We start from the raw sequence: 26943 nt of genomic DNA, 5'->3' as shown, positions 1-26943 counted from the left end.
CCGACTCCGTTGCTCCGCTCCTGTCCGCTGCTCCGCTCCCGTCCGCTGCTTCGCTCTCGTCCGTTCCTCCGCTTCCGACCGTTCGAAATGCAGGACATCGTGTTACCACTGGTGCAGGCGAGGCCTCTGAGTCGACTCCAGCCACGGGCAGTCCTGCATTTCGGACAGGGAGCGCCGTGAGTACGGGCAGTCCTGCATTTCGTGCCGGGACCGCAGGGGATGCCGGGACCGCACGTGATGAGAGCCGGCCGGGTGGGGTGTTGGTGGCGCTCAGTGGGGGAGCCGACTCGCTCGCGCTTGCCGCTGCGACCGCCTTCGAGGCTGGCCGGGCGGGCATCCGTGCTGGCGCCGTGATAGTAGACCACGGCCTTCAACCGGGCTCGGCGGATGTCGCAGCTCGGGCTGCCCAGCAGGCTCGCGACCTCGGGCTCGACCCGGTCATCGTGAAGACGGTCACTGTCGGAACGGCTGGTGGGCCGGAGGCTGCCGCCCGCGACGCGCGCTATGCGGCACTCGCGGAGGCTGTCCGGGAGACCGGTGCAACGGCAGTCTTCCTCGGACACACCCTCGACGATCAGGCCGAGTCGGTCCTGCTCGGTTTCGCCCGGGGGAGCGGTCTGGGAAGCATCAAGGGCATGGCGGCGTCATCCGGCATCTATCTGAGACCGCTCATCCAGATTCGGCGGTCGACGACCGTGCAGTTCTGCGCCGATTCCGGACTGCAGCCGTGGAACGATCCGCAGAACGACGATGAGCGGTTCACCCGGGTGCGTGTGCGCAAAATCGTGCTTCCGCTCCTCGAACGCGAGCTTGGGCCTGGCTTCGCCGAGGCGCTCGCTCGTACCGCGGACCTGGCGCGGGAAGACACCGATGCGCTCGACCAGTTCGCCGCCGATCAGCTCGAGGAACTGGCCGACCATGCGGAGGCGGGGATTTCGCTTGCCGCGCGGGCGCTCGAACACAACCCACCAGCACTGAGGCAACGGATCATCCGTGCCACGGTACTTGCGGAGTTTGGGGTGAGCCTCAGCCATTCGCAGACACTGGAGGTATCTCGCCTGGTGACCGACTGGCACGGGCAAGGCGCCATCGACCTCCCGGGTATCCGGGCCGAGCGGGCAGGCGGGCTGCTGAACTTTCGCTCGATGCGCCCTGACGGGTAGCCGGTGACAGCGGAGGTCGACCGACAGGGGACCCGATGAAAGAATGGAAGCATGGAATACAGCGATATCGCCGATGACCTTGAGAGTGTGCTCATCACCGAGCAGGAGATCCGCGACAAGATCGCCGAACTGGCCCGTCGAATCGAGACGGACTATGTGGGCGAACGGCTGTTACTCGTAGGGGTGCTGCGCGGCGCGGTGATGGTGATGGCCGACCTCGCCCGGGAGCTCACGCTTCCGATCGAGATGGACTGGATGGCTGTGTCGTCCTACGGCTCTGGCACCCAGTCATCCGGTGTCGTGCGCATATTAAAGGACCTCGACACCGACCTGCACGGCCGAAAGGTGCTCATCGTGGAAGACATCATCGACTCCGGTCTCACGCTGTCGTGGCTGCGAGCCAACCTCGGGATGCGCGGCGCGGATTCGGTGGAGATCTGCGCGCTGCTGCGCAAGCCCGCCGCCGCCCAGCTTGCCGTCGACGTGCGCTACGTCGGCTTCGATATCCCGAATGCCTTCGTGGTCGGTTACGGGCTCGATTACGCAGAGAAGTATCGCAATTATCGCGACATTGGAGTCCTGGCGCCGCACGTGTACGCGTAAGGTCCCGGTACGCGGCCCGGCGCCGTACTCGATCACGCGGTCGGCACGGGTGCCTCGTCGGCCGAGCCGGGCGCACTGCGCACGCGCACATTACGCCCTCGGCAAACATGCAGCAGCCACCCAGTGCCGCTCGGGTAGCCTGAGCAACACAATCTTCGTCAGAAAGGCACCGGGCGCAGCCTCCGGAACACTATGGACTTCAAGCGATTTCTCCGCGGCCCGCTCATCTACATCCTGCTGGCGGTCATCGTCGTGTCGGTTGGCTTCAGCCTGCTCAGCGGATCTGGATTCAAGGAGATCACGACCAAGGACGGCCTTGCCCTCCTACAGGACAACAAGGTCTCCTCAGCCAAGATCGTCGACAGTGAGCAGCGGGTTGACCTGACACTTGCCACGGCCGGTGCCGATGGCAAGCAGGTTCAGTTCTATTACACGACCGCTCGCGGGGCGGACATCGTGAAGGCCGTCGATTCCTCGGGCGCCAAGTATGACGATCAGGTCGACAAAGGCAACTGGTTGTCGTCGCTCCTCGGCCTGATCATTCCCTTCATCATCATCGGTGCAATCTTCTGGTTCCTGCTGTCGAGCATGCAGGGCGGCGGCTCCAAGGTCATGCAGTTCGGCAAGTCGAAGGCGAAGCTCGTCTCGAAGGAAAGCCCCAAGGTCACGTTCGCGGATGTCGCGGGCGCGGACGAAGCGATCGAAGAGCTCGAGGAGATCAAGGACTTTCTGAAGGATCCGGCCAGGTTTCTCGCGGTCGGGGCGCGCATTCCGAAGGGCGTGCTGCTCTACGGTCCTCCCGGTACCGGCAAGACACTGCTCGCCCGTGCGGTGGCCGGCGAAGCGAATGTGCCGTTCTACTCGATCTCCGGGTCGGACTTCGTCGAGATGTTCGTCGGCGTCGGTGCGAGCCGCGTTCGCGACCTGTTCGCCCAGGCTAAGGAAAACTCCCCGGCCATCATCTTTGTCGACGAGATCGACGCCGTGGGACGCCACCGCGGCTCGGGCATGGGAGGCGGCCACGACGAACGCGAGCAGACGCTCAATCAGCTGCTCGTGGAGATGGACGGCTTCGACGTCAAGACGAACGTCATCCTGATCGCGGCGACGAACCGTCCCGACATCCTCGACCCGGCACTGTTGCGCCCCGGTCGCTTCGACCGTCAAATCGGAGTGGATGCTCCCGACCTCCTTGGTCGCAAGCAGATCCTCGAGGTGCACGGCAAGGGAAAGCCACTCGCTGCCGGTGTCGACCTTGAAGTGCTCGCCCGTAAGACGCCCGGTTTCACCGGCGCCGACCTCGCGAACGTGCTCAATGAGGCGGCCTTGCTCACCGCTCGCTCCAACGCGCAACTCATCGACAATCGGGCGCTGGACGAGGCGGTCGACCGGGTGATGGCCGGCCCGCAGCGTCGAACCCGCGTGATGCGCGACCACGAAAAGCTGATCACCGCCTACCACGAGGGCGGGCACGCGCTCGTCGCGACTGCCATGCGCAACACCGACCCCGTGACGAAGGTGACCATCCTTCCCCGCGGCCGTGCGCTCGGCTACACGATGGTGCTTCCACTCGAGGATCGATACTCGATCAGCCGCAACGAACTCCTCGACCAGCTCGCTTACGCGATGGGAGGCCGGGTTGCAGAGGAGGTCGTGTTCCACGACCCAACCACCGGAGCATCCAACGACATTGAGAAGGCCACGTCGACCGCGCGCAAGATGGTCACCGAGTTCGGCATGTCGTCGAACATCGGGTCGGTCAAGCTCGGATCCGGATCGGGCGAGATGTTCCTCGGCCGCGACATGGGCAGCCAGCGCGACTACTCCGAGCGTCTCTCCGAACAGGTCGACGCCGAGGTGCGCACCCTCATCGAGAACGCGCACAACGAGGCGTGGGAGGTTCTCAATGAGAACCGCGACATCCTGGACAAGCTCGCGACCGCGCTGCTGGAGAAGGAGACGCTCGATCACACCGAGCTCGCCGAGATTTTCAAGGACGTGAAGAAGATGCCAGAACGCCCGCAGTGGCTGTCGAGCACCAAACGTCCCGTGTCGGCTCTGCCTCCCGTGCTCGTACCGCAGAAAGCGCCGATCGACGCTGGAGTGGTGGATGGCGGCGTGACTTCGGAGCCGGTGAAGAAGGCGCGGGAGCCTCGGCCGCGCAAGCGCCCCGATATCGCCACCGCCTAGTCCCACTGCGCTGTATCCCTCTACGCTCGTAATCGTGAGTATCGATACCGCACGGATCGAAGCCGCCGTGCTCGAGATCCTCGCCGCTATCGGCGAGGATCCGGCACGGCCCGGCCTTCTCCGCACGCCGCAGCGGATGGCCGAGTCCTACGGAGAGTTTTTCTCGGGACTGGCATCCGATCCCCTCGACCACCTCGCCGCCAGTGCGGGCTTGATCGCTGACACTGCCGAGATCAGTGAACTCGTCCTGCTGCGCGATATCCAATTCCGCTCGATGTGCGAGCACCACCTGCTGCCTTTCGTCGGCGTCGCCCACCTCGCCTACCTCCCGTCGACACGAATCGTCGGCCTCGGCGCGCTCGTGCGGGTCGTCGAGACGCTCGCCGCGCGTCCACAGTTGCAGGAGCGCCTCACCGAGGAGATTGCGGATGCCCTCCAGGCCGGGCTCGGTGCGCGCGGCGTGCTCGTGGTACTCGATGCTACGCATGGCTGCGTCACCGCACGGGCTAGCCGCCAGACCGGTAGTACGACCGTGACGCTCGCGAGCCGCGGTGCCCTCTCCCAGCCCGCTGAGCGTGCCGAAATCATGGCGCTGATCGGGGTTATCCCATGAACAGTGAACTCGTCGCCCTTCGGCCGTACCGTCCCATCGGCCTCACCCGTCCCCGCATCATGGGCATCGTCAACGTGACCCCGGACTCGTTCAGCGACGGTGGCGATTACCTCCGGCTGGATGCCGCAATCGCGCACGCCGAAGCGCTCGTCGCGGCCGGAGCCCAGCTTGTGGACGTCGGCGGGGAATCGACCCGGCCCGGGGCGGAACGAGTGTCCGCCGTCGAGGAACAGCGCCGCGTGCTTCCGGTGATCGAGGCGCTGGCCGACCGGGGTATCCCGGTGAGCGTCGATACCCTGAATGCGTCGACCGCCCTCGCTGCAGCAGAACTCGGGGTGGTGATCATCAACGACGTGTCCGCCGGCCTCGCAGATCCCGGCATGGCGAGGGTCGCCGCAGAGACCGGACTGCACTTTGTCGCAAGTCACTGGAGCGCGAGCAACGGGCGCGGGTTGAACGCGCCCGGTGACGGGAGCAGGTCGAGCACCAGCCACGGCACTGTATTGCGCGACGTGCGCAACGACCTGAAGAACCGTGTGGCCGAACTCATCGTCAATGGGGTTCGCCCGGATCGCATCATTCTCGATCCCGGCATCGGCTTCGCCAAGACTGCCGAGGAAAATTGGCAGCTGCTCGCCAACATCGCTGCTCTCGGCACTATCGGCTACCCGGTGTTGATCGGGGCGTCCCGCAAGCGATTTCTCGGTGCCCTCCTCGCGCCGGATGCCCCGACTACGGCACGCGATCCTGCGACGGCCACCATCAGTGCGCTCGCCGCACAGGCTGGCGTGTGGGGGGTGCGCGTGCACAATGTTGCGGCGACGAAAACTGCCCTCGATGTGTGGGAGGCGATGCAGCCGTGACCGAAAGGGAATCGCCGATCGACAGCATCCGCCTCACCGGGCTGCGTATCTTCGCCCACCACGGCGTGCTCGATTTCGAGCGGGAGAACGGCCAGGAGTTCATCATCGACCTCGAAATCGCGGTCGATCTTGCGCCAGCCGCAGTCTCCGACGATGTGACCAAAACCATCCACTACGGCGAGCTGGCCGAGGCGGTGTACGCGGCGGTGCAGGCGGACGCGGTGGATCTCATCGAGACCGTGGCCGAACGTGTCGCCGCGATCGCCCTCGGCTATGAGCGTGCCGAACAGGTCACCGTCACTATCCACAAGCCGGCGGCGCCGATCACCGTACCCTTCAGCGATGTCTCGGTGACCATCACCCGCAGCCGTCCGCTCAGCCACAACGCCGCGACGGGACAACGTCCGTGAGGCGGCGTGTCGTGCTGCCGGCCGTGATCGCGCTCGGATCCAATCTCGGTGACCGGGAGGACAACCTGCGCGCAGCCGTTCGCGACATTGCGGCGCTCGGCGGCGTGACCGTGACGGCGGTCTCGGGCATCGTGCAGTCCCACGCGGTCAAACCAACAGGAACGGATGCCGAGGCTCCCGACTACCTCAACGCGGTGATGCTCGTGCAGAGCGCGCTTCACCCCGAAGCCCTGCTCATCGAACTCAACCGCATCGAGGCGGAACACGGTCGCGTGCGAGTCGAGCGCTGGGGCGACCGCACGCTCGATCTCGACATCATCTCCTTCGCGGGGTTGGAGCGTCTTACTGACGACCTCACCCTGCCGCATCCACGGGCCTGGGAGCGCGCATTCGTGATCGTGCCCTGGCTGCAGGTGGACCCGGATGCCGAGCTCCGCGGGCATGGGCGCATTGATGCGCTCGTCGTTGCGACCTCGCGCGAGGTGTGGGCCTGCGACGCGCCACCGCTGTGGAGTGAGTCATGAAGCGCACGAACATCACGACTCTCGTGCTGCTCGCCCTCATCGGCGGCATCGGCGGCGGATTCATCGAGACGCTCCTCGCCGCCGCGGGACGCCCGATCGTGCTTCCCCCGCTCACTCTCGGACTCGCACTTCTCGCTATCGGGATCATGGTGGTGGTGCTTGCCCTGCCAATCCGCCGACTGACCAGGGGAAAGGCTTCCCAACCGATCGATCCGTTCTATTCGACGCGAGTACTCGTGCTCGCCAAGGCGAGCGCACTGAGCGGGTCACTCCTGACCGGATTCGGCGCCGGGGTGCTCATCTACCTCCTCAGCCGCTCCGTCGTTCCCGGGGCCGGCTCGGTCGTCCAGTCCGTGGCCACACTCGTTGGGGCCGCCTGCCTGCTGGCCGGTGGCCTGGTAGCGGAGCACATGTGCACGGTTCCGCCAGACGACGACGATGACGATCAGGGTAACCGGGCCGTGCAGGTTCGGCCGTAGGGTGGGCACCATGGATCGACTCGAACTCCCCGGCGTGACCTGGCGACGGGTTTCTCCGCGGCTCGTGTGGGTCGAACTCGTCGGCGGCGCCGGATTCCTGGTGGTCGTGCTCGCGGCAGGGGTCCTGATGTTCCTGCTCCAGGTGTGGGTCGCTCTCGCCGCTCTCGCCGCCATCGCCATTATCGCGATCGTGAATCTCGCGCTCACCCCCCGGCGCGTTCGGTCCATCGGGTACCAGTTACGCGAGGACGACCTGCTGTTCCGCCGCGGCATCATGTGGCAGCGCTTCGTCGCGGTACCGTACGGACGCATGCAGCTCGTAGACATCAATCGCGGTCCGATCGCGCGCGGGCTCGGCCTGAGCGAGCTCAAGTTCGTGACCGCCGCGGCAGCCGCCGGGGTGACCATCCCCGGTCTCACCGAGGCAGAGGCCGAGCAATTGCGCGACCACCTGGTGTCGGTTGCGGAGAGCCGTCGGGCGGGCCTGTGATCGAGCCCGAGATCTCGGTTCCCGTTTCTGTGCCAGCGGTCGTCGCTCGACTCACCGACGGTGAATGGCATCGACTCCACCCCGCCACACCGCTGCTGAAGGGTGGCTTCGCGCTGATCGTGGTGCTCGGCTACGTCGTGAGCAATCTCCGCGAGCGAGTGCTCGGGATGTTCCTGCCGCGGTTCAACGACGGCGGGGATCCGGTGGACTACGTGGTGAGCCACGGCATCATCCTGCAGGTGCTCGCGGCGGTCGCTGGGCTGCTCATCCTGCTGATCGGTGGGTTCTATGTCTCCTGGCGCATGCATACCTTCCGCATCACCAGCGAGGTCGTAGAGGTACGTTCGGGTATCCTGATCCGCACCAATCGCAAGGCAAGGCTCGATCGTATCCAGGGGATCAACATCGTGCGGCCATTCATCGCCCGGCTGTTCGGTGCCGCAAAGCTTGAGATCAGCCAGGCCGGTCACGACGCGAACGTGCACCTCTCCTACCTCAGTTCCGCGGCGGCGGACGATCTGCGCCAGGAGATTCTGCGCCAAGCATCCGGTACCCGCGCCGCCGAACGGGCCGCTGCGGCGCCGGTCGGCACGATGCTCGATCGTCGGGTGAGTGAGCTGCTCGCTCCGGAGCTGGATCCGGATGCCGCCCCGCCGGAGTCCGTCGTGAAAATCCATCTCGGTCGACTATTCGGGTCGATTTTCCTCGGCACCGGAACCGTGATCGCGGTGCTCGTCGTGATCGGAGCGGCAATCTGGATCTCGGTGAGCGGTCACCTCTTCGTGCTGTTCTTCGCCCTCCCAGGCATCCTCGGATTCGGCGGATATTACGTGCGCCGGTTCTCCCAATCGCTTCGGTACACGATCGCTGGCACGCAGGACGGGGTGCGTGTCGGCTTCGGGCTGTTCTCCACCAGCAACGAGACACTGCCCCCTGGACGCATCCACTCGATTGAAGTCAGCCAGTCGCTGCTCTGGCGGCCGGCTGGCTGGTGGCAAATCCGGGTGAACCGAGCCAGCCATACCTCGAGCCGCGGGTCGGCGAACCAGGCGAACACGACGATCCTTCCGGTGGGCAACCTGGCGGATGTCACGGCCGTGTTGAAGCTCATGCTGCCGGACTTCATCGGGGAGGAGACGAGCGCGTTCATCGAGAGCGGTATGACCTCCACAGGCGCCGACGGATTCACCAACTCCCCGCGACGGGCGGCGTGGCTGCGGCCATTCTCCTGGCGACGTAATGGATTCGCGATCGTGTCCGGCTCGCTGTTGCTTCGGAAGGGAGCGATTTGGCGGCGACTCATCATCGTGCCGCAGCCGCGGCTGCAGAGCGTTGGGCTGCACCAGGGCCCCCTGCTGCGACTGCTGCGACTCGCCTCGATTCAGCTTCACACGGTGCACGGGCCGATCACCGCGGACCTCGGAGCCGTAGACCGTGATGCCGCACTCGCCTTCTTCACCGAGGTCGCGGCGGTGGCAGTGCGCGCCGGACAGTCGGACACCTCGCACCGCTGGCGTTCCGGGGAGCTGCCGGCATGAACAGTGACGCTCAGCCGCCCTCCGATCGCGAGGAGGACGCCCGCCGCCGTTCGGGTCGTCTCGGCATCGGAATCGTGGGGGCCGGTCGAGTCGGTCCGGTTCTCGGGGCGGCGCTCGCCGGCGCCGGGCACGCAGTCGTGGGTATCTCCGCGATATCGGAATCCAGTCGGGAGCGGGCCGAGGCGATGCTGCACGGCGTGCCGATCCTCGAAGTGCCGGCGATCATCGAACGTAGCGAACTCGTGATCCTCGCGGTACCGGCTGCAGAGCTTCCGGCGCTGGTTGCCGGGCTCGCCTCCACGGGAGCGTGGCAGCCGGGACAGCTCGTGCTTCATACCGCCGCTGAGTACGGCACGGCGGTGTTGGCTCCCGCGATCGCGGCTGGCGTCATCCCGCTCGCCATCCATCCGGCCGTCTCCTTCACGGGCACGACCATCGACATCGCCCAGCTCGTCGGTGCGTACTTCGCAGTCACCGCGCCCGGCCCTGTGCAACCGATCGGCCAGGCGCTCGTGGTCGAGATGGGCGGAGAGCCGATCATCATCGCGGAGGAGAATCGCCCAGCGTACGCCGAGGCGATCGCCACGGCGACCAGTTTCTCGAGCGCGATCGTCGACCAGGCCACCACCCTGCTCGCCTCGATCGGCATTGAGGCACCGGGAGCTGTACTCGGTCCGCTCGTGCGATCCTCCGTAGAGAACGCGTTGCGCCGTTCGCGCTGATCCTCCGTGGAGAACGCCTAGCGCCGCTGGGCTTTAGCGCACAGGGCGCTAGCATCGAGGGATGCCCATCGCCGTAGCCGAGACCATTTCCGCGCTGCGCACGATCACCGCCGACGCACGCGCCACCGGCTCGCGAATCGCGCTGGTGCCCACGATGGGCGCCCTTCATGACGGCCACTTGGCGCTCGTGCGCCGCGCCGCGGAGATGGCCGATCTCGTGATCGTCTCGATTTTCGTGAACCCGCTTCAGTTCGGCCCCGCTGAGGATCTCGAGCGCTACCCGCGCTCTCTCGCCGAAGACCTCGCCCGCCTTGAGCCGCTTGGGGTGCAGGCCGTGTTCGCCCCGACCGCGACCGAGATGTATCCGACCGGCGCGAGCGACACCCGGGTCACCGCGGGTCGCGTTGGCTCGCTCTACGAAGGCCATACTCGCGCCAACCACTTCGATGGCGTACTGACCGTCGTGTCCAAGCTTCTCAACATCGCGCAGCCCGATGTCGTTCTGTTCGGCCAGAAAGACGCCCAACAGGTTTTCCTCGTGAAACGGATGATCGTCGACCTCAATCTGCCCGTCATCGCGGAGGTCGTCCAGACCGTGCGCGAGGATGACGGCCTCGCCCTGTCCAGCCGCAATCGGTTTCTCGATACGAACGAGAGGCGCGCCGCGCGCGGGCTGTCCCTCGCGCTCGAGGCGGCCGAGTCATCCGCAGATCGGGGCCTGGAGGCGGTGCTCGCCGCGGCGCAATCGGTGCTCATGGGCGAGCACTTCGTCGAGCTTGACTACCTCACGGTTGTCGACCCCGAATCCTTCCTCCCCGTCGACGGCACCCACCGGGGGCGGGCCGTCGTACTCGTGGCTGCTCGCGTTGGCACGACGAGGCTCATCGACAATGGGGCGATCTACCTCACGGATAACCACTCGTAGTCTCCGGTCGCTCGAGTATTTCGATGGTGGCGGGGGATCGCCGTGGCGGGGGACACGCCCTCGCGGCGGGAGATGCTGCGTCGTGGCGGGGGATGCATCGTCGTGGCGGGGGACACGCCCTCGCGGCGGGAGATGCTGCGTCGTGGCGGGGGATGCATCGTCGTGGCGGGGGACACGCCCTCGCGGCGGAAGATGCAGCGTCGCGGCGGGGGAGTGTGGCGTCGCGGCGGGGGACACGGCTGGGCAAATAGCGTCGCGGCGGGAGGCACGTCTCCCTCCGCGAGGTCAATTACCCGCCGGACCCCGCGGTTTCCCCCGCCACGTGAGCGTTCCCCCGCGGTTCCCCCGCCGCAGCCCGTGGTTCCCCCGCCACGTGAGCGTTCCCCCGCCACGTGAGCGTTCCCCCGCGGTTCCCCCGCCGCAGCGAGTGGTTCCGCCCGCAGCCCGTGGTTCCCGCCGCCGCATGGGCGTTTCCCCCGCCGCTTCGAGGGGAGGGCCCTGCACGCCGAGCCCGTAAACTTGCACGAGCCGACTTCAGGAGTGGACACGCATGACCGAGCAGACTGCAGTACCCGAGCTTTCGGAAGAGGAGCTTTCCGAGCAGACCCGGGTGCGCCTCGGCAAGCGCGAGCGCCTGATCTCCTCCGGCGCCGAGGCCTACCCTGTCGGGCTGCCCATAACGGCGACGATTCCCGACGTGCGCGCGAAGTACGACACGCTTGAAACGGATGCCGCGAGCGGCGACACCGTCGGTCTCGCCGGCCGCATCGTCCACCTGCGCAACACGGGAAAGCTGTGTTTCGCATCGCTGCAGTCCGGCGACGGATCTCGAATCCAGGCCATGGTGTCACTCGCGGAGGTCGGCGAGGAATCACTTGCCGACTGGAAGGATCTCGTCGATCTCGGCGACCACGTGTTCGTCTCTGGCGAGGTGATCTCCAGCCGCCGCGGCGAGTTGAGCGTGCTCGTGCGCCACTGGAAGATCGCCGCGAAGACGCTGCGGCCCCTGCCTAACCTGCATGTCGAACTCAGCGAGGAAACGCGTGTGCGAGCGCGCTACCTCGACCTGATTGCACGGGAGGGCGCGCGCAAGATGGTTCGCGACCGCTCGGTATCCGTCGCCTCGCTGCGCAAGACCTTCGCCGACCATGGCTATCTCGAGGTGGAGACCCCGATGCTGCAGACCATGCACGGTGGGGCATCCGCTCGCCCCTTCGTCACCCACAGCAATGCCTTCGATACCGAGCTGTTCCTGCGCATCGCACCGGAACTGTTTCTCAAGCGCGCGGTCGTCGGCGGCATTGAGCGCGTGTTCGAGATCAACCGAAACTTTCGTAACGAGGGCGCCGACTCCACTCACTCGCCCGAGTTCGCGATGGTCGAGGCCTATCAGGCCTATGGCGACTACCGCCAGATGGCGGATCTCACCCAGGAGATGATCCAGAAGGCGGCGCTCGCCATCGGCGACAGCCTGGTCGTGACGCTTGCCGACGGCACAGACTACGACTTCGGCGGGGAGTGGGACCGCATCTCCATGCTCGACTCGCTCAACGCGGCATCCGGATGGTCGATCACCGCTCACACGCCGCTCGACGAGCTGAGCGGCTATGCCGATTCCGTGGGCATCGAGGTCGGCCAGCCGACCCCCGGCAAGTACATCGAGGAGCTGTGGGAGCACTTCGTGAAGCCGGGCCTGACGCGGCCGACATTCGTGATGGACTTTCCGGTCGACACCTCGCCGCTCGTGCGCGACCATCGGTCGGAGCCGGGTCTGGTCGAGAAGTGGGATCTCTACGTGCGCGGCTTCGAGCTCGCGACCGGATACTCCGAGCTCGTCGACCCCGTGATCCAGCGCGAGCGTTTCGTCGAGCAAGCGAAACTTGCCGCTGCGGGAGACCCCGAGGCCATGCGCCTGGACGAGGAATTCCTGCGCGCCCTCGAATACGGGATGCCGCCGTCCGGGGGTATGGGGATGGGCGTCGATCGCCTGCTCATGGCTCTCTCTGGCCTCGGCGTGCGTGAGACCATCCTCTTCCCCTTGGTCAAGTGATGAGCTACCTCCCGCCGGAACCGAAGGATCCCAAGAAGCCCACGAACACACGCCTGGTGCTCTGGATCGCGGTCGCGGGAATCGGGGTCTACTCGATCATCCAGGGCATCATCGGCATCGTGCAGCACGGCTGACGTTCCCCCAGCCGCGAGACGTATCCTGTTAACGTGATCGAAAACTTTTGGGCCAACGCCGCGTACTCGGTGATCCCGACGATCCTCGTTGGGCTGATTTTCTGGCTCGTGATGCGCTCGATCGTCCGGGCGGACCGCACCGAGCGCAGCGTCTACGCCGAGATCGAGGCAGAGGAGCGCGCCCGCTTCGAGGCCGAGAACGCCGTCACCGGTCCTCGGGAGCCTTGAGCCGCACGCTCCGTATCTCGGGCGCAGATAGCGGCCATCCGTCGTAGCCGCGAACCCTGCCGAAGCGGCCCGCGCGGCGGCAGCAGGGCAGCGGATGCCTCCGTTGACGTCCACTCCGGCGCGGAGCGGGCCCGGGATCCACCGGTTGCTACTCGGAATCGGTGGCGCGAGGTCCCGGCTGACTCGGCCACCACATCCGCTCTAGGGTGGACGACCCTCACCGTGTATTGCTGAGTGCCAAGCGCCGCTCGGGGAGGGTGCTGCATATGACTATCCCGATCGAGCAACCGAGGGAACGTTCAGCGGCTCGCGGTTGCTCATGCCGAAATCCACCGGGAGTCAGTTTTGCTGGGCGGCGACGCGGTTCGCGCGGCTCCGACCCAGATGAAAAGCATCAATTGGGCGGAGGCGACCCAATAGGAGCCCTGGCTCGGCCCGGATCCCGGGTTCACACTGCGCACAATGCGCGCGGCCATTGCGTCCACGACGGAGGCGATCGGGGCCAACCCCCCCCCACCCACTGAGAACCCGGCTCTAGCCAGGAGCCGATCGCGCTCATCGCGGCACTCCAAGCCGTTGACGCGAGAGAGATCACTCGATTTCGGCCGACGAGCGAGCTGAGCCTGCACGATGGCGACCACGGCGATCACCATGAGGATGCCGCAGTCAAGTCACGATTGAACGGCGGCCGGGACAATCGCGCCGACCACGACGACTCCTACCAGAACCATGTGCGGCATCGACAGAGGGAGTCGGCGTCGCTGAGTGGTGGGATGAAAGTAGCGGGTAACAGCGAACGCGAGAGGCAGCGAAGGATCGCACCATCCGGTCTCGATCGCGTTGATCATCTGTCGGGAGACGCCGAGTGCGGTCGCGACAGATTCGCGGTTTCTCGGAGTCCCCGCACGTCATTCTCCGTGGTGACATGCCCCGGGAATCTCACTGCAATCGACCTCGACATGCCAAAAACTGTCCTTCCCGGCGGCGTTTGCAACAGAAAGTGGCATCTCGCGTCCTACGGAAGCGCGGGCCCTTGCGCGGCCGAGCGCGCCACCCCGCCAGTCGTGAGTGAATCGGGTACGTCAGGCGACGACGAGCAGTTCCCCGACCTCGCACTCAAGCGCCCGACAGATCGCTGCGAGCGTCGAATAGCGGATGGCGCGGGCGCGGTCGTTCTTCAGCACGGAGAGGTTCACGATGCTCACCCCCACCAGCTCGCTGAGCCTCGTCAGCGTCATTCCGCGCGCCTCGAGCAGCTCGTCGAGCCGGCAGTGGATACCGGTCTTCTCTTCCATCAGACGAGCCCCTCGGTGTCGTGCTGCAGGCGCTCGCCGTACTCGAAAGTGAGCCCGACGAGCAAAAGGATGAGGCCGGTGACGATCGTCGTGAAGTCCAGCCGTCCAGCAAGCGGCCAGAATCCGCGGCCGCCCGGACCGTTGAGGTCGGCGGCGGCCATCGCGGCGGCGAACGATCCCAAGCCCTGACTGAAAACACCGCCGATGAGCAACGCACCGCCAGCGACGACCGCGACGAGGCTCAGCGAGCGCGCGAAGACGGCTCCGCGCAGCAACCGCCAAAAGAGCAGTGCAATGAGCGTGGGGATCGCGACCCTGGTGAGGACGTCCGCGAGCGCCGCCGCGGCTGCGAGCACGCTGATCCCAAATGGCAGGTCGGTGACGATCACGTGCGCGGTCTCGAAGTTGCCCTCGATGATCCTCGAACCGGAGCTGCTCACCTCGGCGGCGGCGGGCAGCGGTCGGTCGGCGATGAGCGTCAGCACGGTCTTATTGGTAACGAGTCCGTTCACGATCTCGGTAACGCCGACCACGAGCGTGATTCCGCCGACGAGCATGGCCGCCGCGAGGCACAGCCAGACGACGAGGCGAAGGGTGCGGGGGGCGAATCCACGTCCGGCGAGTTGATCGGTCTGCGACATCCTGATCCTAACGACAATCGATAACAATGATAATCGTTAACTTAGCGCCCGGACCCCCGCGGGGCAAGCACTCAAAACGCAGGAGATTCGCCAGCAAATGGCTCGGGATGCCGCGGGGCGGTCCGTTTGCAGGCGAATCTCCTGCGTTTTCGGAAGCGCGTTCGGGAAGCAGTTCGGAAGGGCGTTCGGACAGGCGTCGGGACAGGCGCGATAGATGCCGTCACGCCTACGGCGAACAGGGGCAGTATTTGCAGGGTCCGCTGGTTACTCTCTCTATAACGGCACCACACCTGCTTAGGTGCCAGAGGAGCAAACATGTTCGAACGATTTACTGACAGAGCCCGCCGGGTTGTCGTCTTGGCGCAAGAAGAAGCCAAGATGCTCAACCACAATTACATTGGCACCGAGCACATCCTGCTCGGTCTCATCCACGAGGGTGAAGGCGTCGCTGCCAAGGCGCTCGAATCACTCAACATCTCGCTGGACGCCGTGCGCGAGCAGGTCCAGGACATCATCGGCCAGGGCCAGCAGCAGCCGACCGGTCACATTCCCTTCACGCCCCGTGCGAAGAAGGTTCTCGAGCTGAGCCTGCGCGAAGCGCTGCAGCTCGGCCACAACTACATCGGCACCGAGCACATCCTGCTCGGGCTCATCCGCGAGGGTGAAGGTGTCGCAGCCCAGGTGCTCGTGAAGCTCGGCGCCGACCTCAACCGTGTGCGCCAGCAAGTCATCCAGCTGCTCTCCGGCTACCAGGGCAAGGAACAGGTCGCCGTCGGCGGCGAGACCACCCAGGCCGCGCAGGGCGGAAGCCAGATCCTCGACCAGTTCGGAAGGAACCTCACCCAGGCCGCGCGGGACGGCAAACTCGACCCGGTCATCGGGCGCGAGAAGGAGATGGAGCGGGTCATGCAGATCCTGTCCCGTCGGTCCAAGAACAACCCGGTGCTGATCGGTGAGCCCGGCGTCGGCAAGACTGCCGTGGTCGAAGGCCTCGCCCAGGCGATCGTTCGCGGTGATGTGCCGGAGACGCTGAAAGACAAGCAGCTCTACACTCTCGACCTCGGTTCCCTCATCGCCGGAAGCCGCTACCGCGGTGACTTCGAGGAGCGTCTGAAGAAGGTCACGAAGGAGATCCGCACCCGCGGTGACATCATCACCTTCATCGACGAGATCCACACCCTCGTCGGCGCCGGTGCTGCTGAGGGCGCCATCGACGCCGCATCCATCCTCAAGCCGTTGCTCGCGCGCGGTGAGCTCCAGACCATCGGTGCCACCACGATCGACGAGTACCGCAAGCACTTCGAGAAGGATGCTGCGCTCGAACGTCGCTTCCAGCCCGTGCAGGTGCACGAGCCGTCTCTTGCGCACACCATCAACATCCTCAAGGGACTTCGCGACAAGTACGAGTCGTTCCACAAGGTGTCGATCACGGATGGCGCGATCGTTGCCGCAGCGAACCTGGCCGACCGCTATGTGGCCGACCGCTTCCTGCCGGACAAGGCGATCGACCTGATCGATGAGGCCGGCGCGCGTCTGCGCCTGTCGATTCTTTCGGCCCCGCCGGAGCTGCGCGAGTTCGACGACAAAATCGCCGAAGTGCGTGGCTTCAAAGAGGGCGCCATCGAGGACCAGGACTTCGAGAAGGCCGCTTCGCTTCGTGACGAAGAGAAGAAGCTGCTCGGGGAGCGCCTTCGGCTCGAGAAGCAGTGGAAGAGCGGAGAGGCCGGTTCGACCGGCACCGTGGACGAGGGCATCATCGCCGAAGTCCTGGCCGCCGCCACCGGTATCCCGGTGTTCAAGCTCACCGAGGAGGAGACCAGCCGTCTCGTCTTCATGGAGAAGGCTCTTCACCAGCGCGTCATCGGCCAGGAAGAGGCAATCTCGGCCCTGTCCAAGACCATCCGGCGCACCCGCGCGGGACTCAAGGACCCGAAGCGCCCGAGCGGTTCGTTCATCTTCGCCGGTCCAACCGGTGTGGGTAAGACGGAACTCGCGAAGGCTCTTGCCGAGTTTCTCTTCGATGACGAGAACGCCTTGATCTCCCTCGACATGTCGGAATACGGCGAAAAGCACACGGTCTCGCGACTGTTCGGTGCTCCTCCCGGGTTCGTCGGCTTCGAAGAGGGTGGCCAGCTCACCGAGAAGGTGCGGCGCAAGCCGTTCTCCGTTGTGCTGTTCGATGAGATCGAGAAGGCTCACCCCGACATCTTCAACTCGCTCCTCCAGATCCTGGAAGAGGGACGCCTGACGGATGGCCAAGGTCGCGTCGTCGACTTCAAGAACACGGTGATCATCATGACCACCAACCTCGGCACGAAGGACATCTCGGGCACGCCGCTCGGATTCACCTCGTCAACGGACACCGCTACCGGTTACGACCGGATGCGCGGCAAGGTCGTGGAGGAGCTGAAGAAGAACTTCAAGCCGGAGTTCCTCAACCGGGTCGACGAGACCATCGTCTTCCCGCAGTTGAGCAAGGACGAGCTGCTGCAGATCGTGGACCTGTTCATCAAGCGGCTGTCTGACCGCCTGCTTGACCGTGACATGACGGTGGAGATCGCGGTGCCAGCCAAGGAGCAGTTGATCAAGGTTGGGTTCGACCCCTCGCTTGGTGCGCGTCCGCTGCGTCGTGCCATCCAGCACGAGGTCGAGGACCAGCTTTCCGAGCGCATCCTCACCGGCGACCTGAACGCGGGCGACCACGTGCACGTCGATTACATCGATGGCAAGTTCGTCTTCACGACCGGGCGCCAGCCGGGCCGTGAGTCGCTCGAAGCGGAGATCGCGGCGCTGGAAGCCTAGGTAAAACCACCGATCGAGCCTGTCGAGATATCGATAGGCTCGATCGGAGTTTAAGCTCGAGGGATGTCCTTTTCCGTTCGCGCCGCCCGCACCAGTGATGTGCCGCACATCCAGGCCCTCGTCGAACCGCTTGTGCAGCGCCGCATCCTGCTCGGCAAGGATTCGGTTGTCTTCTACGAAGCGATCCAGGAGTTTCGCATCGCCGAGGACGCCGCCGGCACGGCAATCGGCTGCGGTGCCCTGCACGTGATGTGGCAGGACCTCGGCGAGGTGCGCACCCTTGCCGTCACAGACGACTGGCTGCACCGCGGTGTCGGCCATGCTCTGATGGAGCAACTGGAAGCGGATGCCCGCGACCTCGGTCTCAGCCGGTTGTTCTGTCTCACCTTCGAGGTGCCGTTCTTCACCCGCCACGGCTTCGAGCCGATGACCGAGGAGCCGATCGATCCGGCGGTTTACCTTGAACTCGTTCGCTCACCCGACGAGGGTGTTGCCGAGTTCCTCGATCTCGCCCGCGTAAAGCCGAACACGCTTGGCAATACGCGCATGATCAAGCACATCTAGGGTCTACCCCCGAACGAGGGTCGTCGCTTAGTCTTTACCCAGCGTTCGCTCTTACGCCCTCTTGCGGTCACCCGAGGATTGTTGGCTGGTTGTCGCGTGCGCTGATCACGCAGCTGTGTTCACTCGGGGAGGGCAATGCTGACCGCACACCTAAGATTCATGCGACGGATCGGGATCGGATTCCTGGCGGTGACCGCTCTCGTTACGGCCCCGCTCGCAGCCGTCCCGAGCCAGGCAAACACCGCCGGCACCGGTGTCGTGATCAACGAGGTCTACCTCAGCGGGGGCAGCAGCGGAGCGGCCTACGCCAACAAGTTCATCGAGCTCTACAACCCGGGCGCCTCCGCCGTGAGCCTGGCCGGGTGGTCGCTGCAGTACCGCCCCGCCACCAGTAGCGGCGCAGCATCCGGTGTCGTCGCCCTGTCGGGCTCCATCGCACCGGCAGGCTACTTCCTGGTGCAGGGCGGAAGCAACGGTGGCAATGGCGCGCCACTTCCGACCCCGAATGTGGTGGGCACGCTCAATCCGAGCGGCTCGGCCGGCACGATCATCCTCTCCGATTCCGCCTCGGCGCTCACGCTGCCGACCGGTTCGATCACCGGCAATCCGGCCGTCGTCGACCTGCTCGGCTATGGCACCTCCAATACCTTCGAGACGGCGGATGCCACGGCTCCGGCCGGCAACACCGACGTGAAGTCACTCGGGCGCACGGCGTTTGCCGACACCGAGAGTAACGTCGGCGACTTCTCCCTCTCGGGCACCATCACGCCGAAGGCCGCCGGCCCGACCGATCCGGGCGGCCCCATTGATCCTGCGGTGCCCCTGTCGATCGCCGAGATCCAGGGCGGTACGGACATCAGCCCGCAGGTCGGCAAGACCGTCGAGACCACCGGAGTCGTCACCGCCGCCTATCCCTCTGGCGGATTCAATGGCTTCTACCTGCAGACCGCCGGCACCGGAGGAGCGCTCGACCTCGGCACCCACACCGCGTCCGATGGTATCTTCGTCTACTCTCCGAGCACTGTCGCAAGCGTGGCGATCGGCGACCACGTGAAGGTTACCGGGGCGGTGAGCGAGTTCAGCCACCTCACCGAGCTCACCGTGGCATCCACTGCCGGACTCACCGAACTCGATAAGGCGGGAGTTGTCGCACCGCTGCCGGCCACCGTCGGCTTCCCGGCGACGGATGCCCAGCGCGAGTCGCTCGAAGGCATGCTCGTGGCGCCCCAGGGCGCGTACACGGTGACCGACAACTACTCCACGAACCAGTACGGCGAGATCGAGCTGGCCCACGATACGAGTCCGCTGCTGCAGCCCACCGCGGTCGCACCGGTCGGATCGCCCGGCTACCAGGCTCTGATCGACAAGAACGCGGCCATCCGGGTGACTCTCGATGATGGGGCGAGCACCAACTTTCTCTCCGCGGCCAACACCGCGAAGCCGCTTCCCTGGCTGAGCCTGGCCGCGCCGCTGCGCATCGGGGCATCGGTCACCTTCACGCGACCGGTGATCCTCGAGTTCCGCAACAGCCTCTGGAAGCTGCAGCCGACCACCGAGCTCACCCCAGCCGACGCGACGACCGTGCAGCCCGCCACCTTTGCGAACACCCGCACGACCGCGCCGAAGAAGGTCCGCGGCACTCTGAAGGTGGCCACCTTCAATGTGCTCAACTACTTCCCCACGACGGGGGAGCAGCGCACCGGCTGCACCTACCACGTCGACCGCGAGGGCGTGCCCACCACCGTGAATAACAGCAGCGATCCCGGCTGCGGTGTGCGCGGTGCGGCCAACGAGGCGAGCTTCCAGCGCCAGCAGGCCAAGATCGTCACGGCTATCGGTGCGCTCGGTGCCGACGTCGTGTCGCTCGAGGAGATCGAAAACTCGGCGAAGTTCGGCCAGAATCGGGATGCCGCGGTCGCGACGCTCGTTGCGGCCCTGAATGCGCAGGGCCGGGCCTGGGACTACGTGCGTTCCCCGGCAGCGGTGCCCGCCGCTGCCGATGAGGACGTCATCCGAACCGCCTTCATCTACCGCACCGCCACTGTCGTACCGGTTGGGGCATCCACGATCCTGATCGGCTCGCCGGCTTTCACCAACGCCCGCGAGCCGTTGTCGCAGGCGTTCCAGCCGGTCCGCGGCAAAAAAGGCTCCACCTTCCTGGTCATTGCGAACCACTTCAAATCGAAGAGCCCTGACGCCGCCACCGGCGACAATGTGGACGCCGGCCAGGGTGCCTACAACGGCGACCGCACCCGGCAGGCTAGGGCGCTGCTGACCTTCGCCGACCGGCAGAAGGCGGTCGCGAAGACCGACAAGGTGCTGCTCGTCGGCGACTTTAACTCCTACGAGCAGGAAGATCCGATCCTAGCGATCGCAGCCGGCGGTTATATCGACCAGATTGCGAAGACGGGCAAACAGACCTATGCCTTCGACGGCATGGTCGGCTCACTTGACCACGTCTTCGCCTCGACCGCGGCCAATCACACCGTGTCGGGGGCGGATGTCTGGAACGTCAACTCCGTCGAGTCGGTGGGCCTCGAGTACAGCCGGTTCAATGCCAACGTGACGAACCTCTATGAGGTCAGCCCGTACCGGTCGAGCGACCACGACCCGGTCATCCTCGGTCTCGATTTGCCGACCAAGGGCGGCGGCGGCTATCAGGGCGGTGGCTGCGGTCATCCCTTCTTCTAAGGAGGCTCGATTTCACAATTCGGGGCTATCAGGATGCTGCGAGCCGAGCACACACCCCCGCAAATGCCGGGCAAACGACTGTGCGCTGGCTACCCTTAGGCCATGTCGACGTTTCGCACTCCTGTCGGCCCCCAGCCACCGAAGGTGTACTGGCGCCGCCGCCTGATCCTCGGTGTCGGTGCGCTTGCGGTGATCGTGATCATTGTCCTGATTATCGGGCGCCTGGGGTCGGGAAGTCCGAGCCCGGCAGCATCGACGAAGCCCGGCGTGTCGCCGTCCGTGACGCCGAGTGCTGCGGCATCCGCATCCGCTCCGGCCACCGTTACCGCTTGCGTGCCGGCGAAGATCAAGTTGCTCGCCGTGGCCAACAAGTCGACCTACGCGGCGACCGAACAGCCGCAGGTGAGTATGTCGATCACGAACTCGGGTTCCGTCGACTGCACGATCAACCTCGGGTCGACCCAGCAGGAATACATCATCACCAGTGGTTCTGAGACAATTTGGGACTCGAAAGACTGCCAAACGGCTCCGGTCGACACCCCGGTCACCTTGAAACCGGGGGTCGCGCTCCCCGTGCCGACGACCGCACTCGCCTGGGACCGCACCCGCTCCTCCAAGACCACCTGTGATGCCAGCCGACCGCCGGTGACCGCCGGGGGTGCGAGCTATCACCTCGAGGTGAAGGTCGGGGCTATCAGCTCCAAGTCCACGGTGCAGTTCCTGCTCAACTGAGTGCGCCTACGCTTCCTCCGCCGCGCCGCCGCGCCGACGCGCCTCCGCCCCTCCTCGGGGACCATGCGCCCGATTGTCAGCCGTGCTGCCAATCGTTTGCGCGCATGGCTGACGATCGGGCGCGCGGTCGAGGGCCGGTGCGCAAAACGGGTGATCGGGGGAACGGATTACGACGTGCCGATGCGATGGATCTCGCCCAACTTCGACCGCAATGGCAGCGTCAGAACGCGGGGACATCCGCCTGTTGGGTGGTTGCGAGAGCGAACGCCTTGCGCATTGCCTCGCGCAGCAGTCCGTGCTCGGCATCGATCACGGTCGTGTAACCCAGGCGCCGGGCCTCGGCTACACGCTGCTTCGCCTGTGACACCGCCCGGATCTCGCCAGCGAGACTGATCTCACCGACCGCCGCGAGCGAGGCAGGCAGAGCCACGTCGCTGAAAGCGCTGGCGATGGCGAGAGCGATCGCGAGATCCGCTCCCGGCTCGGTGAGCTTGATGCCGCCGACCGTCGACACGTACACGTCACACTCGCTGAGTTTGAGTGCGGCGCGGCGTTCGAGCACGGCGAGCAGCATCGCCACCCGCGAGGAGTCGACCCCATTGGTGACCCGCCGGGGGTTGGGTGCGCTGGAGCTCACGATGAGGGCCTGCACCTCCACCGGCAGCGCTCGGCGCCCCTCGACGGCCACCGTCACGCAGGTGCCGCTCACGGCCACCTTTCCGCGCGAGAGGAACAGCCCGCTCGGATCGGCAACCTCGGCGATGCCGTCGCCGGTCATCTCAAAGCAGCCCACCTCATCCGTCGGTCCGAAGCGGTTCTTGTGGGCGCGGATGAAGCGAAGCGAGGTCTGTCGGTCGCCTTCGAACTGGCAGACGACATCCACCAGGTGCTCGAGCAGGCGGGGGCCAGCGATCGAGCCGTCCTTCGTCACGTGACCGACGAGCAACACGGGCAGGTTGCGATTCTTCGACACGCGGATGAGGGTGGATGCCACCTCTCGAACCTGCGACGGACCACCGGCCAGTCCGTCGACGAGCGACGACGACACCGTCTGCACCGAGTCGACGATGAGCAGGTCGGGTTTCACCGTCTCGATCTGGCCGAGCACGGTGGCGAGGTCCACTTCCGCAGCGAGAAACAGCAGCGGCTGCAGTGCTCCGGTGCGCTCGGCCCGCAACCGCACCTGGCTCACGGATTCCTCGGCGGTCACGTAGAGCACGCGCATGCCGTTCGCGGCGGCCTTCGAGGCCACCTCGAGCAGCAGCGTCGACTTGCCGACCCCCGGCTCGCCGCTCAGCAGGATGGTGGCACCTGGCACGATTCCGCCGCCGAGCACTCGGTCGAATTCGCCGATGCCGCTCGGCCAGTGAGCCACCTCATCAGCGCTGATCGCGACGATGGACTTGGCGGTGCGTTCCTCGCTCAGGGTGACGGCACGCAGGCCTCGGCCGAGCGGGGAGGGCGAATCCGTGGCATCCACAATCGTGCCCCAGGCCTGGCATTCGGCGCAGCGGCCGGCCCATTTCGGGGTGGTCCAACCGCACTCCGTGCAGCGGAAATTCGACTGGACTCTTGCCATGCTCGACAGCCTAAGCGAGGCCGGCGTCACCATCATTCGGCTGGTCATCGCTTGTGGACGCGACTACTCGATCGACGAGGGGGAGGAACGCGGATGCCCATACCCGGTAGCCGCGATCATTGGGGTGGAAGAAGTCGATCGACACCCGGTTGAGTGCGTAAAGCGCCGCACCCTGGCGACGGGTTTTCGCGTATAACGGGGCGACCTCGAAGCCATGCTCAGAGGCGAGCCGATGCACGATTGCATTCGCGGCCCGCACGTTACGCTCCGATGACCCGAGGTAGAACGACGGCATCTCGGCGACGATTGATCCAGCCGGAAGCGAGTCGAAGACCTCCGCGAGCTCCCGGGTAAATTGATCCTGCTCGAAAGTCGGCATGTCGTTGGCTCCGACGGCGACCGTCACGATATCGGGGGAGAGCAGCCGCAGCGGGGCCAGTTGCAGCGCAATAACCTCCCTGAGGCGAGCGCCGGAGATGCTGAGATTCACCACCTGCACCGAGCGTCCCGTTCTCTGCCGCAGGTGCTGTGCGATCAGGCCGACGTAGCTGCGGCCCGGCTGGCTCGCGCCAACGCCCTGGGCAGCGGAGTCGCCGAGGGCCACGTAAAGCAGCTCGCCGTCCTTGGCGCGCCGCTCCGTCCACCACCGGGCATTGAGATGCAGGGTGCGGGCGAGCCGGTCCGCTCCGCCGCGCTGTCGGCGCAGCACAAGGGAGCGCGCTACGACAACCAGCAGCACGAGGGCGACAACCGCCGCGCTGGTCAGGATCCAGGGCAAGGCGGTCACCTCTCGATTTTATGGTCTACGCGCTACGACCGATGTGGGCCGGGTCTGGCCGTGTACTAAGATTGTCCCCGGAACCGTGTCCGAGCGGCCGAAGGTGCAACTCTCGAAAAGTTGTGTGGGTGAGAGCCCACCGTGGGTTCAAATCCCACCGGTTCCGCCAAAGAAATGCTGGTCAGAAGTGCTATTCATAGCAATGTGCCCACATTTTGCCCGCATGTGAAGTAGTCCCCGGCTCCGTGAGCCTGGATGGCCCGAAACGGGATCCGAGTTCTTATGTTGGCGATGCATCCCATGATGTAGAGCCTGCCCGGCTTACTGACTTCGATGCCGTCTCGCAGTGCCCCGCGGGGGCAGAGTGGTGAGCGCGCGCCTGCTGCCTGTGGGATTATCCCGACATGCTCTAATGTGGTGATATCGCCACATTGTTTGATGTGGGGTTATCCCCACACGAAGGATGCGATCATGCCCACGGTGCAAGTGCGAAAGTTTCGTGACATCGGCCCTGTCATCAAGGCCGTGCGTGAGAGCCGCGCTGTGCGTCAGGAAGACCTGGCTGAGCAGCTCGCATTCTCGCGCGACTATCTCATCGATCTCGAGAAAGGCAAGGGCAGTCTCTACATCACTCGATTGTTCCGAACGCTCAACGAGCTGGGTATCACCGTGACGCTGACGTATCCGTCCGGTGATGGTGAGGCGAGCGATGGAAAGGCTTGACCTCTACCTGCACGACCGTCGAATTGGTGGCGTGCGAAGGGACGCTCGAGCTAAGCATCGGGTCACGATCGAGTGGGATGCGGAATACCAGGGTGACGCTCCTACCCTGACCGAGTCTTTTGGCGTCATTCCTGGCCGCTCGCCTGATGCGGAGCTCGCATCGAATTTCCTCGGCGGCTATACGCCAGAGGGAAACCAGCGCATAGCGCTTGGTGCAAAGCGCGGTATTGATCCCGATGACCTGTATGGGATCCTGAGCGAATTCGGCGGCTCGATCGCGGGCGCGGTCACCCTCCGTGATCCTGATGAAGCAAACAACTATCATCCGGACTATGACGAGCTCGCAGAGCGCACTGTCGCGTCCAGACTCCAGCAGGCGATCGACGAGCACGACCTGGGTGCGCGTGATGACAGTCGCTCTATGCTGCCGGGGTTCCAGCCCAAACTTCTCGTCGCTCGATTCGATGACGCGTGGCTCGAACCGCACGGCAGAGCGCATTCGACCCACATTCTCAAACCCCAACTCCAGTCACGCCCAGAGGCGATCTTCAACGAGTTCTACAGCCATGAACTCGCACGCCACGCAGGCCTATCGCGGTTTCAGAGCGCGGTGCGCACGGCAGGCTCGATGAACTACCTGGCGATTGAACGCTTCGATCGCCATGTTGTCGGTGGCAGTGTCCTGCTTCACCACCAGGAGGATCTCGCGCAGGCGCTCGGTCTTGACTGGCGCAATAGCGACGCGAAGTTCCAAGACCACAGATTGCCATCGAGGAAAGGGCGCCCCTCGGCGCGTCTCATCGGCGAGTTGTTGGGGTCGATCCCGGGCGGTGGACGCGCAGCCGAGGACTGGCTGCGCCAACTCGTCTATCACGTCGCGATCGGCAACAACGATGCGCACGCGAAGAACGTTGCCCTGCTGCATCTCGCGGCTGGAACGCAACTCACCGAGATTTATGACGCCGTGCCAAACCTCTTCCAAGTCGGACGCATTGACTGGAACCTTGCATTCTCCGTTGGAGGGATTTTCGATCATCGAAAGCTCTCCTTGGAGGCTCTGACAGTTGAAGCGCTGTCTTGGGGCGCGCTTCCCAGGCAACGGATCCCGACGATTATCAACGAGACGCTTGTCGCGATTGAGTCGGCCGTCCGAGAAGTCGCTCCGCCGGACCTCGCCTCGAAGAGAATGCCCGAGAGGATCGAATGGAACGTGAGCCGGCTCCGGTCGGGTGCCGAGATCAGCAGACCTAAGAAGTGACGTGTCGTTCGATGATCTGACATGAGTACATCCGGGTCCGACTTCCCTTCCCCCGGCCGGCCCCATGCCGGCCCCGTCTGCCCACCCTTTGCCCACATCTGTGGGCAAACAGCACAGATCATCCATCGCTCTATTCATCGAGAACCGTTGAATTCATGGGGATTTTTGGATGTTCCCGCTGAAACAAAGGCCAGAGATTAGGGTTCAAATCCCACCGATTCCGCCAAAAGTGGTGGTCAGAAGCGTATCTGTTCCTGTTTAGTGGCAAAGTATCACTCAGTTTCAGATCGACCGGTTCCACGAAAAGTAACGCATGATTTTGGTCGCTGATGTGTTTTTCGTGTCTGTTCAGATCGATTCCTGGGGTTTCCGCGGGCGCCCGTCTAGGTTTTCATCTAATCGAATCGGATCAACGATGGAGTTGAACGCGCATGGCTATAGGAACTACTCGACCATTCAGGGCCGGCATTATCGCGGTATCTCTTGTGGCTCTGATCGTGAGCGCTGTCGGTTTGTTCGGCGAGTCCAGCGTTGCGAACGCAACAACTGTAACGCAGCTCTATGTGTCGGTCGCTGGTAGGGGGACGGCGGATTGTAGTTCCAGCGCTAATTCGTGCACCTTGGCAACGGCTCGTACTGCCGTTCACGCTTTGACGGCTTCGACTTTGACCAGCAATATCGTTGTGAGTTTGGCCGATGGAACGTACCCAGTGGGCAGGACGATGAACTTCTCATCGACCGACTCCGGTAATAACGGGTTCAGTAACGTGGCAAGCCTCCCCGGGTGCTCATCCGGTGTTGAGTGGCGGCTCAGCACTCACCGGATGGCAGCCCGTCGCTGGCAACCCGTCGGTTTACTACACAACAGTTCCGACGGGGACGACAAGCCGACAGCTTTACGTCAATGGGAGACGCGCCGCGCGCGCCAACCGAGCTGGTGACGCCTTC

At 64.9% G+C, this 26943-nt stretch carries 25 protein-coding genes and 1 tRNA gene; 22 read left to right on the top strand and 4 right to left on the bottom strand.

Going from position 1 to position 26943, the window contains the following annotated elements:
* Nucleotides 1-257 precede the first annotated feature (257 nt).
* The 15 genes from tilS (at nt 258) to RCH11_RS08100 (ending at nt 12932) form a co-directional block, all read left to right on the top strand.
* Entirely contained in the window at nt 258-1163 is a 906-nt protein-coding gene (tilS, locus tag RCH11_RS08170; protein ID WP_327056551.1) for a tRNA lysidine(34) synthetase TilS, read from the top strand.
* A gap of 51 nt (nt 1164-1214) precedes the next feature.
* The gene (hpt, locus tag RCH11_RS08165; protein ID WP_327056494.1) at nt 1215-1766 is read left to right on the top strand and encodes a hypoxanthine phosphoribosyltransferase; all 552 of its coding nucleotides are present in this window, start codon (nt 1215-1217) and stop codon (nt 1764-1766) included.
* Nucleotides 1767-1958: 192 nt separating this feature from the next.
* Nucleotides 1959-3956 carry an ATP-dependent zinc metalloprotease FtsH gene (ftsH, locus tag RCH11_RS08160; RefSeq protein WP_327056493.1) on the top strand — a complete coding sequence of 666 codons (1998 nt, stop codon included), beginning with the start codon at nt 1959-1961 and terminating at the stop codon, nt 3954-3956.
* A gap of 34 nt (nt 3957-3990) precedes the next feature.
* Entirely contained in the window at nt 3991-4569 is a 579-nt protein-coding gene (folE, locus tag RCH11_RS08155; protein WP_327056492.1) for a GTP cyclohydrolase I, read from the top strand.
* Nucleotides 4566-5432: a dihydropteroate synthase gene (gene folP / locus RCH11_RS08150; protein ID WP_327056491.1), complete on the top strand. Its 867-nt coding sequence runs from the start codon at nt 4566-4568 to the stop codon at nt 5430-5432. Before folE ends, folP begins: the two co-directional genes overlap by 4 nt.
* The gene (gene folB / locus RCH11_RS08145; protein ID WP_327056490.1) at nt 5429-5842 is read left to right on the top strand and encodes a dihydroneopterin aldolase; all 414 of its coding nucleotides are present in this window, start codon (nt 5429-5431) and stop codon (nt 5840-5842) included. Before folP ends, folB begins: the two co-directional genes overlap by 4 nt.
* Nucleotides 5839-6366: a 2-amino-4-hydroxy-6-hydroxymethyldihydropteridine diphosphokinase gene (folK, locus tag RCH11_RS08140; RefSeq protein WP_327056489.1), complete on the top strand. Its 528-nt coding sequence runs from the start codon at nt 5839-5841 to the stop codon at nt 6364-6366. The genes folB and folK overlap by 4 nt, the downstream gene beginning before the upstream one ends.
* Nucleotides 6363-6845: a DUF3180 domain-containing protein gene (locus tag RCH11_RS08135; RefSeq protein WP_327056488.1), complete on the top strand. Its 483-nt coding sequence runs from the start codon at nt 6363-6365 to the stop codon at nt 6843-6845. Before folK ends, RCH11_RS08135 begins: the two co-directional genes overlap by 4 nt.
* Before the next feature lie 10 nt (nt 6846-6855).
* Nucleotides 6856-7335, top strand: coding sequence for a PH domain-containing protein (locus RCH11_RS08130; RefSeq protein WP_327056487.1), 480 nt, complete (start codon nt 6856-6858; stop codon nt 7333-7335).
* A complete protein-coding gene (locus RCH11_RS08125) occupies nt 7332-8873 on the top strand; it encodes a PH domain-containing protein (RefSeq protein ID WP_327056486.1) in 1542 nt (513 codons plus the stop codon). The genes RCH11_RS08130 and RCH11_RS08125 overlap by 4 nt, the downstream gene beginning before the upstream one ends.
* On the top strand, nt 8870-9595 hold the full coding sequence (locus tag RCH11_RS08120; protein ID WP_327056485.1) for a Rossmann-like and DUF2520 domain-containing protein: 726 nt from the start codon (nt 8870-8872) through the stop codon (nt 9593-9595). The genes RCH11_RS08125 and RCH11_RS08120 overlap by 4 nt, the downstream gene beginning before the upstream one ends.
* Nucleotides 9596-9656: 61 nt before the next feature.
* On the top strand, nt 9657-10520 hold the full coding sequence (panC, locus tag RCH11_RS08115; protein WP_327056484.1) for a pantoate--beta-alanine ligase: 864 nt from the start codon (nt 9657-9659) through the stop codon (nt 10518-10520).
* A gap of 550 nt (nt 10521-11070) precedes the next feature.
* Entirely contained in the window at nt 11071-12570 is a 1500-nt protein-coding gene (gene lysS, locus RCH11_RS08110) for a lysine--tRNA ligase (RefSeq protein ID WP_327056483.1), read from the top strand.
* The gene (locus RCH11_RS08105) at nt 12570-12704 is read left to right on the top strand and encodes a hypothetical protein (protein ID WP_327056482.1); all 135 of its coding nucleotides are present in this window, start codon (nt 12570-12572) and stop codon (nt 12702-12704) included. The genes lysS and RCH11_RS08105 overlap by 1 nt, the downstream gene beginning before the upstream one ends.
* Nucleotides 12705-12737: 33 nt before the next feature.
* Complete coding sequence (locus RCH11_RS08100; protein WP_442789021.1) at nt 12738-12932, top strand: hypothetical protein; 195 nt, start codon at nt 12738-12740, stop codon at nt 12930-12932.
* Between the two features lie 1082 nt (nt 12933-14014).
* Here RCH11_RS08100 and RCH11_RS08095 read toward each other — a convergent pair.
* Both RCH11_RS08095 and RCH11_RS08090 read right to left on the bottom strand, forming a co-directional pair.
* Nucleotides 14015-14227: a helix-turn-helix domain-containing protein gene (locus RCH11_RS08095; RefSeq protein ID WP_327056481.1), complete on the bottom strand. Its 213-nt coding sequence runs from the start codon at nt 14225-14227 to the stop codon at nt 14015-14017.
* Nucleotides 14227-14868, bottom strand: a complete 642-nt coding sequence (locus RCH11_RS08090; RefSeq protein ID WP_327056480.1) for a hypothetical protein — start codon at nt 14866-14868, stop codon at nt 14227-14229. The genes RCH11_RS08095 and RCH11_RS08090 overlap by 1 nt, the downstream gene beginning before the upstream one ends.
* Nucleotides 14869-15183: 315 nt before the next feature.
* Here RCH11_RS08090 and RCH11_RS08085 point away from each other — a divergent pair, with 315 nt between their 5' ends.
* From RCH11_RS08085 to RCH11_RS08070, 4 genes are all read left to right on the top strand, one after another.
* A complete protein-coding gene (locus RCH11_RS08085; RefSeq protein WP_327056479.1) occupies nt 15184-17670 on the top strand; it encodes an ATP-dependent Clp protease ATP-binding subunit in 2487 nt (828 codons plus the stop codon).
* A 63-nt stretch (nt 17671-17733) separates the two neighbouring features.
* Entirely contained in the window at nt 17734-18234 is a 501-nt protein-coding gene (locus RCH11_RS08080; protein ID WP_327056478.1) for an amino-acid N-acetyltransferase, read from the top strand.
* A 135-nt stretch (nt 18235-18369) separates the two neighbouring features.
* Complete coding sequence (locus RCH11_RS08075; RefSeq protein WP_327056477.1) at nt 18370-20925, top strand: ExeM/NucH family extracellular endonuclease; 2556 nt, start codon at nt 18370-18372, stop codon at nt 20923-20925.
* Between the two features lie 102 nt (nt 20926-21027).
* The gene (locus RCH11_RS08070) at nt 21028-21657 is read left to right on the top strand and encodes a hypothetical protein (RefSeq protein ID WP_327056476.1); all 630 of its coding nucleotides are present in this window, start codon (nt 21028-21030) and stop codon (nt 21655-21657) included.
* A gap of 220 nt (nt 21658-21877) precedes the next feature.
* Here the strand turns inward: RCH11_RS08070 and radA are convergent, their stop codons facing one another.
* Together radA and RCH11_RS08060 are read right to left on the bottom strand one after the other, a co-directional pair.
* Complete coding sequence (radA, locus tag RCH11_RS08065; protein WP_327056475.1) at nt 21878-23236, bottom strand: DNA repair protein RadA; 1359 nt, start codon at nt 23234-23236, stop codon at nt 21878-21880.
* A 10-nt stretch (nt 23237-23246) separates the two neighbouring features.
* Nucleotides 23247-24023: an SGNH/GDSL hydrolase family protein gene (locus RCH11_RS08060; RefSeq protein ID WP_327056474.1), complete on the bottom strand. Its 777-nt coding sequence runs from the start codon at nt 24021-24023 to the stop codon at nt 23247-23249.
* A 70-nt stretch (nt 24024-24093) separates the two neighbouring features.
* Here RCH11_RS08060 and RCH11_RS08055 point away from each other — a divergent pair.
* The 3 genes from RCH11_RS08055 to RCH11_RS08045 all read left to right on the top strand — a co-directional run bounded on the left by RCH11_RS08055 (nt 24094) and on the right by RCH11_RS08045 (nt 25995).
* Nucleotides 24094-24183, top strand: a tRNA-Ser gene (locus tag RCH11_RS08055).
* Between the two features lie 302 nt (nt 24184-24485).
* Nucleotides 24486-24737: a helix-turn-helix domain-containing protein gene (locus RCH11_RS08050; protein ID WP_327056473.1), complete on the top strand. Its 252-nt coding sequence runs from the start codon at nt 24486-24488 to the stop codon at nt 24735-24737.
* The gene (locus RCH11_RS08045) at nt 24724-25995 is read left to right on the top strand and encodes a type II toxin-antitoxin system HipA family toxin (protein WP_327056472.1); all 1272 of its coding nucleotides are present in this window, start codon (nt 24724-24726) and stop codon (nt 25993-25995) included. The genes RCH11_RS08050 and RCH11_RS08045 overlap by 14 nt, the downstream gene beginning before the upstream one ends.
* The last annotated feature ends 948 nt before the right edge of the window (nt 25996-26943 follow it).

Source organism: Glaciihabitans sp. GrIS 2.15 (assembly GCF_035984695.1).
Lineage (GTDB): Bacteria > Actinomycetota > Actinomycetes > Actinomycetales > Microbacteriaceae > Lacisediminihabitans.
The sequence above is the reverse complement of the archived record's forward strand: the minus strand, read 5'-3'. Positions and strand labels throughout refer to the sequence as shown.

Bases quoted from the DNA above. Each gene is read 5' to 3' on its own strand.
- hpt (WP_327056494.1), top strand. From the start codon at position 1,215: ATGGAATACAGCGATATCGCCGATGACCTTGAGAGTGTGCTCATCACC.
- ftsH (WP_327056493.1), top strand. From the start codon at position 1,959: ATGGACTTCAAGCGATTTCTCCGCGGCCCGCTCATCTACATCCTGCTG.
- folP (WP_327056491.1), top strand. From the start codon at position 4,566: ATGAACAGTGAACTCGTCGCCCTTCGGCCGTACCGTCCCATCGGCCTC.
- RCH11_RS08135 (WP_327056488.1), top strand. From the start codon at position 6,363: ATGAAGCGCACGAACATCACGACTCTCGTGCTGCTCGCCCTCATCGGC.
- RCH11_RS08130 (WP_327056487.1), top strand. From the start codon at position 6,856: ATGGATCGACTCGAACTCCCCGGCGTGACCTGGCGACGGGTTTCTCCG.
- RCH11_RS08120 (WP_327056485.1), top strand. From the start codon at position 8,870: ATGAACAGTGACGCTCAGCCGCCCTCCGATCGCGAGGAGGACGCCCGC.
- panC (WP_327056484.1), top strand. From the start codon at position 9,657: ATGCCCATCGCCGTAGCCGAGACCATTTCCGCGCTGCGCACGATCACC.
- lysS (WP_327056483.1), top strand. From the start codon at position 11,071: ATGACCGAGCAGACTGCAGTACCCGAGCTTTCGGAAGAGGAGCTTTCC.
- RCH11_RS08105 (WP_327056482.1), top strand. From the start codon at position 12,570: ATGAGCTACCTCCCGCCGGAACCGAAGGATCCCAAGAAGCCCACGAAC.
- RCH11_RS08095 (WP_327056481.1), bottom strand. From the start codon at position 14,227: ATGGAAGAGAAGACCGGTATCCACTGCCGGCTCGACGAGCTGCTCGAG.
- RCH11_RS08090 (WP_327056480.1), bottom strand. From the start codon at position 14,868: ATGTCGCAGACCGATCAACTCGCCGGACGTGGATTCGCCCCCCGCACC.
- RCH11_RS08085 (WP_327056479.1), top strand. From the start codon at position 15,184: ATGTTCGAACGATTTACTGACAGAGCCCGCCGGGTTGTCGTCTTGGCG.
- RCH11_RS08080 (WP_327056478.1), top strand. From the start codon at position 17,734: ATGTCCTTTTCCGTTCGCGCCGCCCGCACCAGTGATGTGCCGCACATC.
- RCH11_RS08075 (WP_327056477.1), top strand. From the start codon at position 18,370: ATGCTGACCGCACACCTAAGATTCATGCGACGGATCGGGATCGGATTC.
- RCH11_RS08070 (WP_327056476.1), top strand. From the start codon at position 21,028: ATGTCGACGTTTCGCACTCCTGTCGGCCCCCAGCCACCGAAGGTGTAC.
- radA (WP_327056475.1), bottom strand. From the start codon at position 23,236: ATGGCAAGAGTCCAGTCGAATTTCCGCTGCACGGAGTGCGGTTGGACC.
- RCH11_RS08050 (WP_327056473.1), top strand. From the start codon at position 24,486: ATGCCCACGGTGCAAGTGCGAAAGTTTCGTGACATCGGCCCTGTCATC.
- RCH11_RS08045 (WP_327056472.1), top strand. From the start codon at position 24,724: ATGGAAAGGCTTGACCTCTACCTGCACGACCGTCGAATTGGTGGCGTG.